General features: G+C 66.6%; 13 protein-coding genes. 1 reads left to right on the top strand and 12 read right to left on the bottom strand.

Annotation, left to right across the window (positions count from 1 at the left end):
• Positions 1–57: 57 nt before the first annotated feature.
• The 10 genes from rpsT to F8O06_RS04510 form a co-directional block, all read right to left on the bottom strand.
• Complete coding sequence (rpsT, locus tag F8O06_RS04555; RefSeq protein ID WP_158031224.1) at positions 58–318, bottom strand: 30S ribosomal protein S20; 261 nt, start codon at positions 316–318, stop codon at positions 58–60.
• A gap of 110 nt (positions 319–428) precedes the next feature.
• Positions 429–1439, bottom strand: coding sequence for a DNA polymerase III subunit delta (gene holA, locus F8O06_RS04550; protein WP_225733401.1), 1011 nt, complete (start codon positions 1437–1439; stop codon positions 429–431).
• A 57-nt stretch (positions 1440–1496) separates the two neighbouring features.
• Positions 1497–3755, bottom strand: a complete 2259-nt coding sequence (locus F8O06_RS04545) for a ComEC/Rec2 family competence protein (RefSeq protein ID WP_158037728.1) — start codon at positions 3753–3755, stop codon at positions 1497–1499.
• Positions 3752–4438, bottom strand: a complete 687-nt coding sequence (locus F8O06_RS04540) for a helix-hairpin-helix domain-containing protein (protein WP_158037727.1) — start codon at positions 4436–4438, stop codon at positions 3752–3754. The genes F8O06_RS04545 and F8O06_RS04540 overlap by 4 nt, the downstream gene beginning before the upstream one ends.
• Positions 4439–4602: 164 nt before the next feature.
• Positions 4603–7134 (bottom strand): leucine--tRNA ligase, encoded by a 2532-nt coding sequence (leuS, locus tag F8O06_RS04535; RefSeq protein WP_158037726.1) that lies wholly within the window; start codon positions 7132–7134, stop codon positions 4603–4605.
• Positions 7135–7185: 51 nt separating this feature from the next.
• Positions 7186–8970 carry a thiol reductant ABC exporter subunit CydC gene (cydC, locus tag F8O06_RS04530; RefSeq protein ID WP_158037725.1) on the bottom strand — a complete coding sequence of 595 codons (1785 nt, stop codon included), beginning with the start codon at positions 8968–8970 and terminating at the stop codon, positions 7186–7188.
• Positions 8967–10676 carry a thiol reductant ABC exporter subunit CydD gene (cydD, locus tag F8O06_RS04525; RefSeq protein ID WP_225733437.1) on the bottom strand — a complete coding sequence of 570 codons (1710 nt, stop codon included), beginning with the start codon at positions 10674–10676 and terminating at the stop codon, positions 8967–8969. The genes cydC and cydD overlap by 4 nt, the downstream gene beginning before the upstream one ends.
• 197 nt (positions 10677–10873) lie before the next feature.
• On the bottom strand, positions 10874–11908 hold the full coding sequence (cydB, locus tag F8O06_RS04520) for a cytochrome d ubiquinol oxidase subunit II (protein WP_158037723.1): 1035 nt from the start codon (positions 11906–11908) through the stop codon (positions 10874–10876).
• An 18-nt stretch (positions 11909–11926) separates the two neighbouring features.
• On the bottom strand, positions 11927–13411 hold the full coding sequence (locus F8O06_RS04515) for a cytochrome ubiquinol oxidase subunit I (RefSeq protein ID WP_192496664.1): 1485 nt from the start codon (positions 13409–13411) through the stop codon (positions 11927–11929).
• A 216-nt stretch (positions 13412–13627) separates the two neighbouring features.
• Complete coding sequence (locus F8O06_RS04510) at positions 13628–15523, bottom strand: DEAD/DEAH box helicase (RefSeq protein ID WP_158037722.1); 1896 nt, start codon at positions 15521–15523, stop codon at positions 13628–13630.
• 77 nt (positions 15524–15600) lie between these two features.
• Here F8O06_RS04510 and F8O06_RS04505 point away from each other — a divergent pair, with 77 nt between their 5' ends.
• Positions 15601–16326, top strand: a complete 726-nt coding sequence (locus F8O06_RS04505; RefSeq protein ID WP_158037721.1) for a GntR family transcriptional regulator — start codon at positions 15601–15603, stop codon at positions 16324–16326.
• Here F8O06_RS04505 and F8O06_RS04500 read toward each other — a convergent pair.
• A complete protein-coding gene (locus F8O06_RS04500; protein ID WP_158031214.1) occupies positions 16259–17371 on the bottom strand; it encodes an acetate/propionate family kinase in 1113 nt (370 codons plus the stop codon). The two genes, F8O06_RS04505 and F8O06_RS04500, sit on opposite strands and share 68 nt — an antisense overlap.
• Entirely contained in the window at positions 17368–19458 is a 2091-nt protein-coding gene (gene pta, locus F8O06_RS04495; protein WP_158037720.1) for a phosphate acetyltransferase, read from the bottom strand. Before pta ends, F8O06_RS04500 begins: the two co-directional genes overlap by 4 nt.
• Between the last annotated feature and the right edge of the window lie 143 nt (positions 19459–19601).

Here is a 19601-nt window from a genome sequence, read left to right as displayed (position 1 = left end):
CTGCTATGCAGAAGGCCCGCTCAGGGGCGGGCCTTCACGAACTCCTGGGTCTCAGACTCAGAGAGAGTTGACCTGCTTGGTCAGCTTCGACTTGCGGTTCGCAGCGGTGTTCTTGTGCAGAACGCCCTTCGTGACCGCCTTGTCGAGCTTCTTCGAGACGATGAGCAGTTCGGCCTGAGCCTTCTCTTTGTCGCCTGCTGCGACGGCCTCACGGGTCTTACGTGAGAGGGTGCGCAGTTCGCTCTTCAGCGCGCGATTGCGCTCAGTGCGCTTGGCGTTGGTGAGGATGCGCTTCTTCTGGGACTTAATGTTCGCCACTGTCGTCTTTCTGTCAGTCTTCTGGTAAGCCCGGTCGGGTTCGACACGGACACATCACACCGAGGGTGTGCAGGCCAAGCATCTACACTACCAAACGCCGGGGCAGGCGCTCAACTGCCGATGCGTCGTGTCGCAAGTCTGCGCACGAGCCGCTCCAGAGCATAGCCGCCGTCGACGGACTGCCCCTTGATCTGGGCGTCTGTGTCGGCCACCGCTCGCACGGCACGACCCAGCTCGACGGGATTCCACCGTGCCGCATCCTGCTGGGCACGCCGAATCTGCCAGGGTGCGCCCCCGACCCTCGAGGCCAGCTGCTGCGGAGAGGCGTGCACCTCGCAGACGGCGGCCATCAGGCGCACCTTCGTCGCGATCGCCGCGACGATCGGCACCGCGTTCATGCCCTGCTGCCCGGCGTGTCGAACCAAGACCAGGGCCTTCGCGGTCTGCCCCGCCAGTGCGGCGTCTGCGATGGCGAAGCCCGTCGTCTCGACCCGCCCGCCGAAGTAGCGGTCGATGTCAGCCCGAGTGATGTTCTCGGTCACGTCTGCGACGAGCTGCCTGCAGGCGGCCGCCAGCTCGGTGGTGTCTGCGCTGAACGCGTCGACGAGCGCCCGAGCCGCATCGGGGTCGATGCGCCGACCAGCCAGCTGCAGCTCTTCTCGCACGAAGGTCTGCTTGTCATCGTCGCGTTTGAGTTCTGCGCACTCCACCTCGAGCGCAGAGGCCACATCGCGGATCGCAGTCAGCAGCTTCTTGCCGCGGACCCCTTTGCGATGCCTCAGCACAACGGTCACATCGGGATCGGCCTGACCGATGTAGTCGATCGCATCGCTCAGAAAGGCATCGGTCATCTGCTCAAGGTGATCGACCCAGATGAAACGCGGCTGAGCGAAGAGCGAAGGCGACGCGACGCTCAGCAGTGAGCCGGAGGCGTACTCTCGCGCGTCAAGATCAGAGAACTCGACCTCCTGCTGCTGATCGCTCGCCTGCTGCTGCGCTGCGACACGCAGCAGCTGTCGGGCGCGATCGGCCAAGAGGTCTTCTGGGCCGCTCAGCAGAACGATCGGTGCGAGACGCACCTGGCTCCATCGTGCACGCTGGATCTTGCCCTTCGCCGCCACGCGACTCCTCGTCTTCGCTCTGATTCTGTCTGTGTGCCGGGTCGACGTCGTGTCGGCTCAGCAGCCGTGCTCACACCATACCGCGAGCCGCTGACCTCCTCTGGCCGATTCGTGCGCAGAGGGTGCCTCACGCGTGCCTTCCGCGACGTCGGGAGGCTCGGCGCTCACTGCCACGCGGCCGTGCTGATCGGTGCGGCGAACAGCAGTGCCGCTGCGCTGCAGCGTGGCCAGGAGCTTGGACGTCGGATGCCCATAGGAGTTGCCCCGCCCGCAGGAGATCAGACCCAGGGTGGGACGCAGCTCGAGGTAGAGGCCCGGCCAGTGATCGGCGGAACCGTGATGGGCGACTTTCACCACGTCGATTCTTCGCACACCGAGCGCAGACAGCTCGCGAGCGACCGATCGCTGCCCGTCTGCGTTGAGATCGGCGAGCGTCAGCAGGCGCAGATCTGGCAGATCGATCAGCATCGCGAGACTGCTGGCGTTCGGGTCATTCACAGGTCGGCCCCCTGTCGCACCTGGCGCCGCCTTCTTGGGGTGCAGGGCACGCCACGCGATGCCTGCCCCGGCCGGTGTCTGCTGTTTCGAGCTGCGTGCATCGTCGAGACCGGGGACCGCCTGTATGCTCCCGGCGTCGCCGAGGCCGGCACGCACGACCTGACGAGCCTGCAGCCGCCCGGCCGCACGATCCAGCTTCGCGTCGACGACGTCGGGGATCAGAACAGTGTCGACCTGAGCCACTTTCGCGACCGCTTCGGTGGCTCCGGCATGGTCGACGTCCGAGTGTGTCAGCACGACGACGTCGATTGCGGTGACCTGCGCCCCGCGCAGGCAGTCGGTGATCTTCTGCTCAGACTCGCCCGTGTCGATCAGCACGGTTGCGCCGGAGCCCTGCACGAGCAGGCCGTCGCCCTGCCCCACATCGCACTGCAGTATCGGCGTGCCCACCGGCAGCCGACTGGCCGACAGCACGTGGCCGATGCCGGTGACCGCCACAGTCGCAGTCGTCACCATCAGCGCGCCGCCAAAGCTGACCAGCCGCACGCGCCGCCGCCAGTTCAGGCGCCGCCGATGCCGTCGTGGCCGATGCCGTCGCGATCGGCGCCGTCGTGGTCGGTGCAGTTCGTGGTCTCGTCGTTCGTCTGAGGAGCGAATGCTCAATCGGCGTGAGCCAGTCGATGAAGACGCAGTTGACGTCGGCCCATGCCCGGAGCCGATCAGGGTGCCGACGGTCAAGAGTGCGAGCAGCAGCCCGCTCGCCATTCCGCCTGCTGGCCAGGACAGCCACGGAATCGCGCCGAACGGGTGCGAGCTGAAGTGCGCCGCGACCTGACCGATCCACCACCCGCCGGGAGCCGCAAGCAGCGCGAAGACGACGGCGAGCCACGGTGCCCACGCTGCCGTGAGGCAGCTGAGCACGCCGAGCACCGTCACCGCAGGCACTGCGGGCAGAGCCAGCAGATTCGCAGCCAGCTGGTGACCGGACGCGGGCTGCCCGTCGATCAGCAGGAGCAGCGGCTGACAAGCCATCAGTGCGGCCGTACTGGGCGCCAGCAGATTCGCGATCGCCTCGGGCATCCATCGACACAGCCAGCGGGCGACCGGTCCGCTGAACAGCATCAGGCCAGCTGTCGCCGTCACCGACAGCCCGAAAGCGACGCTGCCGGCAAGCTGCGGCTCCCAGAGCAGCAGGATCACAACGGCGACGCAGATGCCGACCACGCCGCGGCCGCCGCGCCACGGGCGCAGCAGCGTGACCAGTGTGAGCATGGCCGCCGCCCGCAGCACGGTGACCTCGCCGCCCACCAGCAGCACGAACCCCCAGATGCCGGCCAGCTCGCCCACGCCGCGCCAGAGTCTCGGTGTGTGCATGAGCCCGAGCAGCCCCTGCACCATGCCGACGAGCACCGCCACATTCGACCCGCTGACCGCAGTGATGTGGGCGAGGCCGGTGGCGAGCATGTTCGCGTCCGTCGTTTCGGGCAGCCCGTCGACCACGCCGACTGAGACCCCTCCGATCAGGCCGGTGACCTCGGGGCTCAGCGGCAGCAGCCCGCCAAGGTCTGCGAGAATGCGGCCGAACGCAGCCCGCATCTGCTCTGCCCAGTGGGGATCGAAGAGTTCGAGACTGCGCCGCAGCTCGCTGCGCGCGGCTGGCTCCCCGGCTCCCTGACTCAACGCGAGCATCCACCCGCCGAGCACTGCCAGCAGCGCCGTTCCAGCGCGCCATCTGGGGCGGTCACCCCGCACCTCGCCCAGCTGCCGCCATTCGATCAGCTGCGGTGAGGCCAGCAGCGAACGCCTCCTGCCCGTCATACGGTCACCCGTGAGCGCAGCTTCTCGAGCGTCTTCTCACCGATGCCCGACACCCGGTTCAGGTCGTCCACCGACCTGAACGCGCCTTCGGCTGCCCGCGAGTCGATGATCTTCTGCGCGGTGCTGGGCCCCACACCAGGCAGCGTCTGCAGCTGATCGGCCGTCGCCGAGTTCAGATTGATCTGGCTGCCCGCACCGCCGGCGGTCGCACCGGATGCTGCGCCGGCCGATCCGGATGCGGACCCGCTCGGTGCCGATGCGGCAGGAGCCTCTTCGCCGCGACGCGGAATGACGAGCTGCTCGCCGTCGACCAGCACACGGGCGAGATTCAGCGTCTCGACGTCGGCGTCGTCGGCAAACCCGCCGGCCTTCTCGATGGCATCGGCGATGCGCAGCCCTGGATCGAGCCGATGCAGACCCGGGGCACGTACTGCGCCGGTGACATGCACGTGCACGCCGTCGTCACCGCCCGGCGTGCGATTCGCTTCGCCTGGCGCACCCGAGGCAGCGTTGAGGTCTCCCCCGTCAGACGCTGTGTTCTGACCGGCTTCGACGACCGAATGCCTCGAGCCCTGACAGGCCGAGAGCAGCACGCAGACGACCAAGGCGAGCACGGTGAGCAGAATCAGGGCTCGAGCGTGCAGAAAACGGGTCGACGTCGTGGGATGCTCTGAAGCTGGCATGCCTCGACTGTGGTCGATCGCCCATCTGCCCGCTCATCCTTGGGCACCGCTGTGCACAGGTTGGACGGCCGACACCTTCTGTGCACACAGGCGTGCCCCGGTGGGCAGCGGGTAAGATCACTCCGCCGCCCGACCGGGGCACGTCGCCGTCAGACGGCTGGGACTCAGCCGACCACGATGTTGACCAGCTTCGGCGCGCGCACGATCACACGGCGGATGCTGCGGTCGCCCACCAGCTCCTGCACGTGCTCGTTCGCCAGTGCGAGCTCCTGCAGCTCGCCCTCGGTGATCTCGGGCGAGACCTGAAGACGGGCGCGCACCTTGCCGTTGACCTGCACGACCGCCGTGACCTCCTGGCGAACCAGCAGAGACGGATCGGCCACAGGCCAGACCGACAACGCCACGGCATCCTCATGCCCGAGCATCTGCCACATCTCGGCGGCCAGATAGGGCGCGAACAGGTCGAGCACGCGTGCGAGCACCTCAGCGGCCTCGCGCACAGCGGGATCGGCGGCTCCACGCCCCTGCGGTCGATCGATCGTCTTGCGGGCGAGGTTCACCAGCTCCATCAGACGCGCCACGACCACGTTGTACTTCGTCGCCTCGATCAGGTCGGGCGCATCTGCCAGCAGATGGTGCGTGGCCTGCCGCAGGGTCAGGTCGCCGTCGCTGAGAGCCGCGGCGTCTGCGGCGGATGCGCTGCTCACGTCACGAGCGACGCGCCAGGCACGAGCGAGGAACTTCGCCGAGCCCTGCACTGAGACGTCTGCCCAGTCGATGTCGTCTTCGACCGGCCCGGCGAAGGCGAGCGTCACACGGAGCGCGTCGGCGCCGTGATCACGCAGCTCGGAGGCGAACTCGACGAGGTTGCCCTTCGACTTCGACATCTTCGAGCCGTCGAGCAGCACCATGCCCTGGTTGATCAGCGAGGTGAAGGGCTCGTCGAAGTCGACCCAGCCCATGTCGTGCAGCACCTTGGTGATGAACCGTGAGTAGAGCAGATGCAGGATCGCATGCTCGACGCCGCCCACATAGATGTCGATCGGCGCCCACTGGCGGGCCTGTTCGGGGTCGAAAGGCTGCGTCGCATCGTTCGCGCTGAGAAAGCGCAGGTAGTACCACGAGCTGTCGACAAAGGTGTCCATCGTGTCCGGGTCGCGCAGCGCAGGCTCGTCGGTGCCGGGCAGCGTCGTGTGCACCCAGTCGGTGGCGGCGCCCAGTGGCGACGTGCCCTTGGGCTTGAGGTCGAGACCCTCGGTGTCGGGCAGCTCGATGGGCAGCTCAGACTCGGGCACAGGCACCAGCGAACCGTCTTCGGCGTGCAGCACGGGAATCGGCGTGCCCCAGTAGCGCTGGCGAGAGATCAGCCAGTCGCGCAGCCGGTAGGTCTTCGTGCCGTGACCGGTGCCGTCGGCCTCGAGCTTCTCGATGACCTGTGCGATCGCCTCGTCCTTGTGCAGGCCGTCGAGCGGGCCCGAATTGGTCAGCACTCCGTCGCCGGTGACGGCCACACCGCTCTCGGCGGGGTCATCATCGTCGCTGCTCACCACGACCCGCACCGGCAGATCGTACGCGCGGGCGAAGTCGAGGTCACGCTGATCATGCGCGGGCACGGCCATCACGGCGCCATGACCGTAGTCGGCCAGCACGTAGTCGGCAGCCCAGACGGGCAGACGTTCGCCGTTGACCGGGTTCACCGCATAGCGTTCCAGGAACACGCCGGTCTTCGGCCTGTCAGATGCCTGCCGTTCGATCTCCGTGGCGTGCTGGGTGCGCTCGAGGTAGTCCTGAAAACGCATTCGTGCTTCGGGGCTGGCGGCCGAGACGAGCTCCGCTGCGAGATCGCTCTCTGGCGCGACCACCATGAAGGTGGCCCCATAGAGCGTGTCTGGCCGTGTGCTGAACACAGTGACCGGCTGTTCGCGGCCCTCGATGCGGAAGTCGATGTCTGCACCGTACGAGCGTCCGATCCAGTTGCGCTGCATCTGCAGCACCTTGGCCGGCCAATGACCCTCGAGTCGATCCAGGTCGTCGAGAAGCCGATCGGCGTAGTCAGTGATCTTCAGATACCACTGCGTGAGCTTCTTCTTCTCGACCATGGCGCCACTGCGTTCGCTGGTGCCGTCGGCGAGCACCTGCTCGTTGGCCAGCACGGTCTGGTCGACCGGATCCCAGTTGACCCAGGAGTCTTTGCGATACGCCAGCCCGCGCTCGTACATCTGCAGAAAGAGCCACTGGTTCCAGCGGTAGTACTCCGGGTCGGAGGTGTGCAGCTCACGCGACCAGTCGAAGCTCGGCGCGTAGGTCTCGAAGCTGCGCTTCTGCTGGGCGATGTTGTCGTAGGTCCAGGTGCGCGGGTTGATGCCGCGTTTGATCGCAGCGTCTTCGGCGGGCAGGCCGAACGAGTCCCAGCCGATCGGATGCAGCACGCTGTAGCCGCGGTGACGCCAGTAGCGCGCCGCGATGTCGCCGTAGCAGAACGCCTCGGCATGGCCCATGTGCAGATCGCCCGACGGGTAGGGGAACATGTCGAGCACGTACTTGCGCGGTCGATCAGGATGCTCGGTCACCGCCCGTTCGGCGTCGAACAGCCGCTGCTCGGCCCAGATGGGCTGCCACTTCTGCTGCAGTCTGCGAAAGTCGTACTCTGGCTGTTCTGCCGTCTCGTCGCTCAACTCTTCTTCACCTGTTCTCATGGATCGCGCTGGTCTGTCGGAAACGAGGCAGACCGCCTCAAGGTTACTCGATCACGCCTGTTCGACCGCGTCGACCCGCGTGAGCCGCCCGTCGGCCAGATGCAGATGTTCGTCGACCAGCGCCGAGGGAACCCGATCGTGACTCATCAGCACGACCGCGGCAGCCTGACCGTCTCTCGTGCTGCCGTGCGTTCCAGCGATGGCGAGCAGATCGACGAGCAGCTCGTCTGCGAGCTCCGGGTCGACGTTGGCCGTGGGCTCGTCGAAGACGATCACCGGGAACTCTGCGAGCAGAGCCCGTGCCAATGCGAGGCGCTGCACCTGCCCGCCCGACAGCAGCTGTCCGTTCTCTCCGACCACCGTGTCGAGACCCTCGCGTGACTCGATCAGGTCATTGAGTCCCACACGGCGCAGAACCGCGAGCAACAGGTCGTCTTCGGCTTCGGGCTGCGCCAGCAGCAGGTTGGCGCGCACCGTCGACGCGAACAGGTGCGGTCGCTGCTCGCAGAGACCGACGACGCGACGGACGCGGTCGCCGCCGAGGTCGCGCACATCTTGCGCATCGATCGCATACCCTCCGGAGCGATGGTCGAGAAAGCGCACCAGTGTGGCAGCGAGCGTGCTCTTGCCTGCACCGCTCGCACCGGTGATGAGCACACGGCGGCCAGGCCTCAGGTCGAGGTCGATGCCCTCTGCGATGATCGCGGCTCCCGGCCAGCCGATGCTGACGTCTCGCAGCTGCAGTGACGCGAATGCGGATGCTCGCTCGTCTGCCTGCGGTGCGGGCTCGGCTCCGGCATCCCCGTCTGCACCCGCGCCGGAACCGGCATCGTCGGCCCCGCCGTTGAGCCGCCTGCCGTCGTCGATGACCGCACCGATGCGGTGCGAGGCCACACGCACCTTCTCGATCGCCGTCATGGCGGTCGGCACCTGCGAGAAGACGTCGAAGATCGTCATCGGCACCAGCACCAGCACCGCCAGCCAGCTGCCGGGAAAGGCTCCGGCCTGCAGATCGGTGCCGCCCGCCCAGATCGCGCCGATCACGGCGATGCCGGTGAATCCGGTCAGGCACAGATCGACGAGCCCCTGTGTGGCGGCACGCGAGCGGTCGATCACCGACTGCCGCCGCGCCAGACTCTGAGCCTCGCGTTGAGCCTGCGGGAGCGCGTCATAGGCCGTCAGCACGTCCATCGACTCGAGCATGCGCAGCATGTGCTCGTTCTGCGCGGCACGCACCGGCGCCGCGTCTCGGGTGCGAGCCGAGGTCGCCCGCTCAGGCAGCACGCCGCCCAACACCGCGGCGCCGATCAGGCTCAGCGCGAGCACGAGACCCGCCATCGGAGAGATCAGTGCGAGCAGCGCGGTCGTGACGGCACTCACCAGCAGCGAAGTGAGCAGCGGCTGCCAGACGCGCAGGGGAAGATCCTGCAGATCGTCGATGTCCGACACGAACCGGCTCATCAGGTCGCCGCGGCCCAGATGCGAGAGGTTCGCAGGCGCACCCGGTATCAGTCGCTCGAACACGCCGACGCGCAGTCGCCCGAGCATTCGGAACGCGGCGTCGTGGCTGAGCAGACGCTCGATGTAACGGAACGATGCGCGTCCCAGCGCGAAGACTCGAACGCTCACGATGATCGCCATCAGCGTGAGGATGGGCGGGCGCAGCGCACTCGCCGAGATGAGGTAGGCGCTGGCCCAGGTCAGCCCGATGGCGGCCGCGGCGCTCAGCACGCCGAACAGCACACCTGCCCAGAAGCGCTTCGGGTCTGGGGTGGCGAGTCTGGCGAGCCGCTCGTCGACGCCGGGTGCCGGCAGCAGAGTCCTGCCACGATTCATGCGACCACTCCGTCTCTTTCGTCACGCGACGCCGAGGATGCGCTCGCCACCGCACCGCCTGCGCGGCCCGTCGGCTGCGCGGCGATCGACACGCGAGCATCCGCCGCAGCGATGACACGCGGACGATGACTGATGACGACGACCACGCGCCCGTCTTGCGCCATGGTGCGCATACCGGCGATCATCTCGCGTTCGGTCTGCTCGTCGACGGCACTCGTCGGCTCGTCGAGCAGCACGATGCGGCAGTCGTGCGAGAAGGCGCGGTAGTAGGCGCGCGCGATGCAGACGCGTTGGGCCTGCCCGCCCGAGATGCCTCCGCCGACAGGGTCGATCACCTGGTCGAGATCGAGCCGACCCGCGCCGGCCAGCCTCAGGCAGCGCCGCAGCAGATCGGCATCGACGTGGTCGCCCGAGTTGAGCCCGAGGGCGACGTTGCTCGCGATCGTTCCCGGAAAGAGATCAGTGCGCTGTCCGCTCCAGGCGATGACGGGCCGCAGCGGCGCGTCTCGTTCGAGGTCGATGCGTTCGCCCTGCCAGATCACCTGACCCGTCGCCGGCGCGAAGCCGAGCAGCGCCGCGAAGATGCTGCTCTTACCGGCTCCTGACGGGCCGCTGATCACGGTGAGCCGGCCTGCCTCGGCGCGCAGCGTGACCGTCTGCAGCCTGACATCGCCTCTCGAGACGCAGATGTCTTCGAGTCGCAGGTCTGCGGGTCTGAGGCTCGACGGTGACTCTGCGGATGCCGTGGTCGCGTCGCTCCTGGCGCTGCGGATCGGGGCGGCCGGGTGCGCGCCAGGCCGAGAATCTGGCTCGTCGAGCACGCTCAGCGCGTCGTCGGCGGCCGAGATGCCCTCGGTGGCCGCGTGGTAATGCGAGCCCACGAGGCGAAGCGGAGAGAAGGCCTCTGGTGCGATCAGCAGGACGAAGAGACCGGTGTAGAGATCGATCTCGCCGCCGATGAGACGTGTGCCGATCGACACGGCGACGAGTGCGACCGCCAGGGTCGACGCGAGCTCCAGCACGAAGCCCGACATGAACGAGATGCCCAGCACGCGCATGGTGCGCTGGCGGTAGTGGTCGGTCACGGTCGAGATCACGTCACGCTGGTGCCACTGCCGCCCGAAGACTTTGAGCGTGGAGAGACCGGTGACGACGTCGACGAAGTGACCAGAGAGTGTTCGTGAGGCCTCCCATTCGGAGTTCTGCACCCGCTGGGTGTACCAGCCGATCAGGATCATGAAGATCGGGATCAGCGGGAGGGTGACGCCCACTGTGATCGCAGACGGCAGGTCTTCGCGCCAGAGCACGAACAGGAAGACCGGCACCGAGATGACCGTGAGCACCAGCTGCGGAAGGAACTTCGAGAAGTAGCCGTCGAGCGCGTCCAGACCACGCCCATAGACGGTCGTGAGCTGCGGAGCAGAGCGGCTGGCGAGCCAGGCGGGGCCCAGTGCCGCGAACCGCTCAGCCATCTGCTCACGCAGCTGGGCTTTGACCTTTGCCGCGGCGAACTCTGAAGAGACGTTCCACGCGTATGCCAGCAGGGCTCGAATCGCCTGGGCGGCCGCGGCGAGTGCGACCAGGTGCAGGCTCTCGTTCCAGGTCAGATGCTGCATGAGCGCACCGGCCACGCATTGTGCCACCGCCCATGAGAAGACCAGAATGCAGGCGATCTGCAGCAGACCGATGAGCCCGCTGACGAGCAGATAGCCTCGGGCGGCCGTTGCCCGGCGCAGCAGCCGGGGGTCGATGGGTTTGATGGTTCACCTCGTGTTCGAAGATCTCTGCGCAGCCCCACGCCCCAGGTGGCTGCGTCCTGCAGACGGAAGAACCGCTCCCCTCGCCTGCCACAACAGTGTAGTCGTGCAGACGATTGGAGCGGTTCGTTCCGGCAGCTGGGGTGTCAGTGCGCCACGGCCGCCTGCTCGATGTCGACGCGGCGAACGCGCTTGCGGAACACCCAGTAGGTCCAGCCCTGGTAGAGCAGCACGACCGGCAGAGCGAATGCCGCCACCCAGGTCATGAACGACAGTGTGTTCGTCGAGCTCGAGGCGTTCGTGAGCGTCAGGCTGTTCTCGAGACCGTAGGTGCTCGGCATCACCATGTGCTCGGGGTAGCTCGTGAACAGCACCATCCACAGCGCCAGCACCGCGAAGACGACGGTCAGAGCGGTGAAGGTGAAGCCGAGGCCGTCACGCTCGATCCAGTTGCACCAGTAGCTGATGATCAGCGTCACAGCGGCGAGCAGCGAGAGCACGAGCACCAGCGGCGAGAAGTGCGCGATGTTGGTCCACAGCAGGAAGAGCGCCGCGACGACGATGGTGATCAGGCCGAGTGAGCGACCCAGCCGATGGGCGCGTGCCTTGACCTTGCCGTCGGTCTTCAGCCCGACGAACTGCACTCCGTGCGTGAAGAACAGCAGCAGCGTGGTCAGACCGCCCAGCAGTGCGTACGGGTTGAGCAGCGTCAGCAGTGTGCCCTGATAGATGAACGAGTGCTCGACCTTCAGAATCGGCAGACCGTTGACGATGTTGGCCACCGCCACACCCCACAGCAGGGCGGGAACGGCAGAGCCGATCACGATGAACCAGTCGAACCACTTGCTCCAGTTCTCGTGGTGGCCCTGGTGGCGGTACTCGAACGAGACGCCTCGGAAGATCAACGCGATCAGAATCAGCACCAGTGCCAGGTAGGCACCGCTGAAGAGGGTGGAGTACCACTCGGGGAAGGCGGCGAACAGGCAGGCGCCAGCCACGATCACCCAGGTCTCGTTGAGATCCCAGACCGGGCCGATCGTGTTGATAATCTGGCGGCGCTCGGTGTCGTTCTTGCCGAGGAAGGGCAGCGACATGCCCACGCCGAAGTCGAAGCCGTCGAGCACGAAGTAGCCGACGAACAGCACCCCGACGATGAAGAACCAGAAAATTTCGAGAGTCATTTGATCAAATCTCCATTACTAGTACGTGATCGCCAGTTTGTGGGGATCGACCTCTGCGGTCTCATCTCCGCTGTGGTCTGCGTCGAACTCTGGCGGACCGGCCTGAGCCGCCTTCTTGATGAGTTTGAACTCAACGACTGCCAGTGCTCCGTAGACCAAGGTGAAGAGGGCCAGCGACAGGCCGACCGACCACGCCGGCACGTTCGGCGAGACCGCACGTTCGGTGGTCATCAGGCCGAACACGATCCAGGGCTGTCGACCCATCTCGGTGAAGACCCAGCCGACGAGGTTGGCGAGCAGAGGCACCGGAGCGGCCCAGATCGCGACACGCCAGAACCAGTCGGGCACCGTGATCCGGCTCTTCTTGCGTGTGATCCACAGCGCGACCAGAGCGATCAGCGCGCTGAACGCTCCCAGACCGATCATCCAGCGGAAGCTCCAGTAGGTGATCCAGAGCACCGGCATGAACGACCCATCAGTCGGGCACGTCAGTGCAGGGTTCAACGCATCCGTGCAGAACTGCTGGGTGTACTTCGCCTGCAGATCGGTCAGCCCCTCGACAGTGCCGTTGAACGTGTGCGTCGAGAGGAACGACAGCAGATAGGGAATGCGCAGAGAGAAGAGCTCGCTGTGGCCGTCGGGCGTGCCGAGGGTGAAGACGGAGAATGAGGCGTCTGCGCCAGTGCTCGTCTCGAACATCGCTTCGGCAGCCGCCATCTTCATGGGCTGGGTGTGCACCATGGCCAGGCCGAGCTGGTCGCCGCTCAGGAAGACGCCCGCGAAGCCCGCGAGCACCGACCAGGCACCGATCTTGAGGCCGGTGCGCATCGTCTCGACATGCTGATTGCGCCGCAGGTGGTAGGCGCTCACGGCTACGATCACTGCACCGGCGAACACGACTGCGCCCGTGATGGCGTGCGGAAACGCCGAAACCGCAACCGGGTTCGTGAGCACCTGGCCGATGTCGGTCAGCTCTGCGCGCCCACGGTTCGGATTCAGTTCGTAGCCCACCGGGTTCTGCATGAACGAGTTGGCGGCGATGATGAAGTAGGCCGAGAGGATGGTCGCGATCGACGTCAGCCACGCCGACGCGAGGTGCACGCCCTTCGACACCTTGTTCCAGCCGAAGATCCAGACGCCGATGAACGTGGCCTCCAAGAAGAAGGCGAAGAGCCCCTCCATGGCCAGCGGGGCGCCGAAGATGTCTCCGACGAAGCGCGAGTACTCCGACCAGTTCAGCCCGAACTGGAACTCCTGGACGATGCCCGTCACCACGCCCATGGCGAAGTTGATCAGGAAGATCTTGCCGAAGAGCTTCGTCAGCTGCAGGTACTTCACCTTGCCGGTGCGCACCCAAGCGGTCTGAATAATCGCGACGATGAGCATCAGCCCGATCGTCAGCGGCACGAACAGGTAGTGGTACAGAGTCGTCAGCCCGAACTGCCAGCGCGCCAGCGCCAGTGCCGTGGGGTCGCTCTGCAGCACGGCCAATGTATCGGTCATGTGCGTTCCTCTTCACTCCAGTGAAATTTCGGTCTCCGACACCTGTCGGCGACACCTGTTGGAGACGTTACTCCGGCTTGTATACAAGTGCAAAGTAGACGACCCTAACCTGTGTCGAATCGAGACGAATCGACGTTGTCACAGCTCGAATCGAGTGCTTCTGCGCCGTGCTGACACGACGTTCGGCGCCAGGATGGCGAAGAGCGGCGCTGCGCGTCAGCGACGTCCGCGGTGCATCCAGCCGCGAACGGTCTGCAGCCTCTTCTGCAGCTGCCCGAGGTCTGCCTGCGGCACCGCAGGGCCACCGCTGATGCGCCGCAGCTTGGAGTGAATGCTGCTGTGCGACTCGCCGCTGATCTGGGCCCAGACCGAGACCGCCTGGTGCAGTTCGGCCCGCTTGGCCTTCAGCTGTTTGAAGAGCGGCTCGTTCGACGCGGCCTCGGTCTCGGGCGTCGCCGCCGCCCTGCGCTGTTTGCGCTTCGTGATCTCGTCTTGGTGAGACCGCAGCAGCGAGCGCACCTGGTCGGGTTCGAGCAGGCCGGGGAAACCGAGGAAGTCCTGTTCTTCCAAGCTGTCGGCTTCGGCGCCCGACCCGAACTCGTCGCCTTCGAAGAGCACGCGGTCGAAGGCGGCCTGTGCCTCGAGCGGCTCGAAGTCGACGCCGTCGAGCAGATCGTCGGATGCGGCCTCGCGTTGGTTCGCCTGTTCGAGCAGCGAGTCTTCGAGACCGTCGTCGTCCCGGTCTTTCGGGCCCCCCAAGACATGGTCGCGCTCGACCTCGAGCTCGTGTGCCAGACCCACCAGACCGGGCACGCTGGGCAGAAAGATGGTGGCCGTCTCGCCTCGTTTGCGAGCTCGCACGAATCGCCCGACGACCTGGGCGAAGAAGAGCGGCGTACTCGCACTCGTCGCGTAGACGCCGACTGCCAGCCGAGGCACGTCCACGCCTTCCGACACCATGCGCACGGCGACCATCCAGCGCTGCTGCCCTGCCGAGAACTCTTCGATGCGATCGCTGGCGCCGTCTTCGTCGCTCAGCACGATGGTCGCCGACTCCCCCGTGATCTGTTTGAGGATGCCGGCGTAGGCCCGAGCCTGCGTCTGGTCGGTCGCGATCACGAGCCCGCCGGCGTCGGGCACTCCCCGACGCACCTGCGTGAGCCGAGCATCCGCGGCACGCAGCACCGAGCCGATCCAGTCGCTGCGCGGGTCGAGCGCCGTGCGCCAGGCCTGGGCGATGATGTCTTTGGTCGCCGGTGCGCCCAGATCGGCGCTCATCTCGTCACCGCTGCGGGAGCGCCAGCGCATGTTGCCGGCGTAGGTCAGGAAGATCACCGGGCGCACCACGCCGTCGTGCAGGGCGCGGCCGTAACCGTAGGTGTAGTCGGCGCGTGAGATCTTCGAGCCGTCGGGCTGCGGCTCGTAGGTGACGAAGGGGATCTGCGCTTCGTCAGAGCGGAACGGCGTACCAGTCAGACAGACACGCCGTGTGGCGTGCGCGTAGGCCTCGCGAATGGCGTCGCCCCAGCTCAGTGCGTCACCGCCGTGATGAACCTCGTCGAGAATCACCAGGGTGCGCTTCGCCTCGGCGAGCGCCTTGTGCACCTCGACGTTGGCGGCGACCTGTGCATAGGTTGCCGTCACACCCACGTAGTGCGAGCCGAAGACGCGATCGGCGTTGCGAAAGTTCGGGTCGAGGCGAATGAGCGCTCGCTCGGCGGCCTCGGCCCATTGGCGCTTCAGATGCTCGGTGGGCGCGACGACCAGCACACGATCGACGGTCCCCTGATCGAGCAGTCCTGCAGCCAGCTGCAGTGCGAAGGTGGTCTTGCCGGCTCCAGGGGTCGCTGCGGCGAGAAAGTCTCTGGGCTGTTCGGCGAAGTACCGCTCAAGAGCCTCAGCCTGCCAGGCGCGCAGTCGACTCGCGGTGCCTCGTGCCGCACGGCGCGGGTAGGCCGGGGGCAGATCGCGGGCAGACGCGTTGCCGAAGTCGATTGGGGGGTGCACGGCAGAGATTGTACCCGCAGCCGACGACGTGCGCCTGTCAGACCGACGTGGGCCGCTCTGGTCGGGGCCGGTGATTCCGTGGGTCTGCGGCCTGCCGACGGGCATTTTCTCGGGACTGTCCTATTATGATCACGGCAGTCATCGAGGACTGCGACTGACGCGGGATCCTGAGGGAGAACACGATGACCGAGCAGCAGACGAACAGCAAGGCGTTGCAGGCGCGCGACGCCATCAAGCGATCGATCGCCGCAGGCAGACTGCAGTCAGGCCAGCGTCTCGTCATCTCGCAGCTGGCTCGTGAGCTCAAGATGTCTCCGGTTCCGGTTCGTGAGGCGATCCGGCTGCTCGAGTCAGAGGGCCTGGTCACATTCGCTCACAACGTCGGTGCACAGGTGACCGACTTCCGGCCGCAGGAGTACCGGCACATGATGTCGACGCTCTCGGTGCTCGAAGGCGCTGCCGTCGCACAGACCGTTCCGCACATCCGGCAGCAGACCATCGACGAGGCCCGCTTCTACAACCGCCATCTGATCGAGGCGCTCAAGGCGTCACGCTTCGCCGAGGCCAACCGGTTCAGCACGCTCTTTCACCGCGTGCTCTACCGCGACTGCCCCAACCGCTACCTCATGCAGACGCTCAACGAGGGCTGGGCCAAGGCCGCCGCGGTCAAAGGCGCCGTCTTCGGCCTGCTGCCCGGGCGTGTCGACGGGTTGGTCGAAGAGCACGAGCACCTGCTGCAGATGCTCGAGAAGAAGACCTCGCCCGACGAGGTCGAGGCCTTCATCCGAGCTCATCGCGAGCGAAACACCGAGGCCTATCTGCGCTACGCGCAGCAGGCGATCAGTGATCGCGCTGCCACAGGAGGGCCTCGGCCTGCCGGATCATCGTCACGTCCTCGCGAGTCTTGACCAGGATGATCGCGGCCGACGAGCCTTCGGTCTGAATCTGGCTGTTCATCTCGTTGCGGCGGTTGAGCCGCTCGTCGAAGCGAACGCCGAGCGGGCGCAGACGTTCGAGCACGAGTGCGCGTGCAGCCGGCGAGTTCTCGCCGATGCCGCCGCTGAACACGAGCGCGTCGAGCCCACCAGCAGCGATCGTCATCTGCCCGATCATGCCTGCCGCACGATGCGCCCAGACGGCCAGCGCGAGCTGTGCCGAAGGCTCGGCGGCATGCGCACGGTTCACGATGTTGCCCATGTGCGTGTCACCGGCGAGGCCGAGCAGACCAGACTGGCGTTCAAGCCGCGAGATGACCTCGCGAACGCTCAGGCCGGTGTTCGCCACGAGCCATGCCGACACCGCTGGGTCGATCGTGCCGGAACGGGTCGACATGACCAGACCCTCCAGCGGAGTGAAGCCCATGGTGGTGTCGACGCTGTGTCCGTCGCGCACCGCCGTCAGGGAGGCACCCGAGCCCAAGTGGGCGCTGACGATGTGCAGCTCGGAGAGATCCTGATCGAGAATGCGTGCGGCTTCGCGCACGTTGTACTCGTGTGCAAGACCGTGGAAGCCGAACCGGCGCACCCCGAGCCCCTCGCGCCACTCACGAGGAATCGCGTAGGTATAGGCCTCGGCGGGCATTCTGGCGTGGAACGCAGTGTCGAAACAGGCGATCTGCGTCGCCTCCGGCAGCAGCGCACGCAGCCGTTCTAGAGTCGCCACCGACGGCGGCTGGTGCAGCGGCGCCAGATCGGTGAGCTCTTCGATGCCGGCCATCACCTTGTCGTCGACGATCGCGGCCTCACCGAAGAGACGACCGCCGTGCACCACGCGATGCACGACGACCTCGATATCGCCGCTCACCGACGAGAAGTCGGCGATCAGCTCGGCCCACGCTTCGTCGGTGATCTCGGCCGGCGGCGTCGCAACCGTGCGGTTGTAGACGACTTCGTCCTGATCGGCGACGCTCAGCTTCAGGCTCGACGAACCCGCGTTCACCAGCAGCATGCTCATGCGTTGTCCTCTTTCTGCGTCTCGGCGGCTTTCGTGGCCCCCGCCTGTACGGCCGTCACCAGAATGGTGTTGACCACGTCATCGACGGTGCAGCCGCGGGACAGATCGTTGACGGGCCTGCGCAGCCCCTGCAGCACCGGCCCGATGGCGATCGCACCGCTCGACTGCTGCACCGCTTTGTACGTGTTGTTGCCCGTGTTCAGATCGGGGAACACGTAGACCGTCGCGCGCCCGGCGACCGGCGAGTCGGGCAGTTTGCCAGCCGCGATCTTCAGGTTGCTGGCGGCGTCGTACTGGATCGGCCCTTCAACCGGCAGTTCGGGTGCGGCCGCGCGAGCCAGCTCGGTGGCCTCGCGCACGGCGTCGACCGAGGAGCCGTGTCCTGAGGTTCCGGTCGAGTACGACAGCATCGCCACCCGAGGTTCGATGCCGAAGGCGGCCGCCGTCTGGGCGCTGGCCACGGCGATGCCGGCGAGCTCTTGGGGCGTCGGGTTCGGAATCACGGCGCAGTCGCCATAGACCAGCACCCGATCGGGCAGGCACATGAGGAACACTGACGAGACCTCGCGGACGCCGGGCCGGGTCTTGATGATCTGGAAGGCGGGACGGATCGTGTCGGCGGTCGTGTGCATCGCGCCCGAGACCATTCCGTCGGCCTGCCCCGAGTGCACCAGCAGGGTGCCGAAGAAGCTGGGGTCGCGGACTTGCTGTGCCGCCTGTTCGAGCGTCACCCCTTTGTGGGCGCGCAGCTGCTGGTAGGTCTGTGCGAATTCGTCGAGCAGAGGGGACTGATCGATGTCGATGATCTCGATGCCATCGAGACTCGCCCCGTGCAGACGCGCCAGCTTCGCCACCTCGTCAGGGTCGCCCAAGAGCACGAGATCGACGAGACCCTGCTTCGCGATCTCTGCTGCTGCCGTGAGGATGCGCGGGTCGCCTCCCTCGGGAAGCACGATTCGAGCGTGAGCCGCACGGGCTCGACGGGCGAGCTCGTAGGCGAAGCGCTCGGGGGTGGTCACGTCGCGCAGGGACAACTCGAAACGCGAGAGGATCTCGGCGCCGTCGGCGTGCTCGTCCCAAGTCTTCAGCGCCTGCCGAGTGCGGGTCGGGTTGCCTGCACCGATCTCGCCGCGAACCCGACTGGCGGCCTGTGCGACGGCGAAGGTGTCGGCGCGTTTGCCGTAGACGGGGATGCTGCCCGCGGCGACGACGCGCTGCAGGCGCTCGGAGATGTCGAAGTCACCGCTGATGATCACGGCCTCTGGGGCGAGGGCGGCCTGGAGCACCGCTTCGATGAGCTCGACGCGGTCACCGGGCACGACGACGAGCGCTCCCGAGCCGATGACGGAGAGCGCGTGCTCGGCCTCCATCGCTGCCACCGTGATGCGACGCACCAGATGATCGGCGTCGCCATTGGTGCCGATGCGCAGCGCCTCGATGGCTTCCGCCGTCTCTTCGACACTCGGCCACGAGAGGCTCTCGACATAGGGCAGCAGGTAGACGGGGCGCCCGAGCGACCCCGAGGGAATCAGGGTGCGGGCCTCGTCGATGACCTCGGGTGAGACGCGGTTGACCACGATGCACATCAGGGTGGAACGCGCCTGGCGAAGTCGCTGCCGGGTGAGCGAGACCGCGGCGGCGACACGAGCGGCGTTGCGCCCGAAGCCGTCGACGACCGCAAGCAGCGGCACGTCGAGGTGCCGCGCCAGAGCGACGTTCACGTCTGGCTCACCGTGCACGGGCACGGTGATGGCGTTGGTGCCCTCGATGATGACGAAGTCGACTTCGGCGGCGAGCCTCTCGAAGGCGCCGAGGCATTCGGCGATGAGCTCGTCTGTGCGATCGTCGGCCACCAGCTCTTCGGCATGCGCGGCGGTCATCACCGAGACAGCGGTCAGGGCGCCTTCGGGAAGCAGCCGTTCGGCCAGCTGGACGATGCGCGACTCGGTCGGTTTGTCAGCAGATGTGATCGGCCGCAGAAACCCGATACGAGCGTACCGAGCAGCAGCCTGGCGCAGCAGCCCGATGGTGACCAGCGACTTTCCAGAGGTCTCCCCCACACCAGTGATGAGCAGTCCGTCGGGCATGAGATCTCCATCTGTTCGTTGTGCGTCGGTGCCCCTCCAGACTATCGCACCCACAGAACGTGCCCCACAGCGCGCCCTGGGTTCGAACGGCCATTCCGTGAACTCTTCGTGAAGCCGCGCACCACGCTGCCGCGTCGCCTCAG

This window comes from Pseudoclavibacter sp. CFCC 14310 (assembly GCF_008831165.1).
GTDB lineage: Bacteria > Actinomycetota > Actinomycetes > Actinomycetales > Microbacteriaceae > Pseudoclavibacter_A.
Note: the sequence above shows the minus strand (reverse complement) of the source record. Positions and strands in the feature narration are given on the sequence as shown.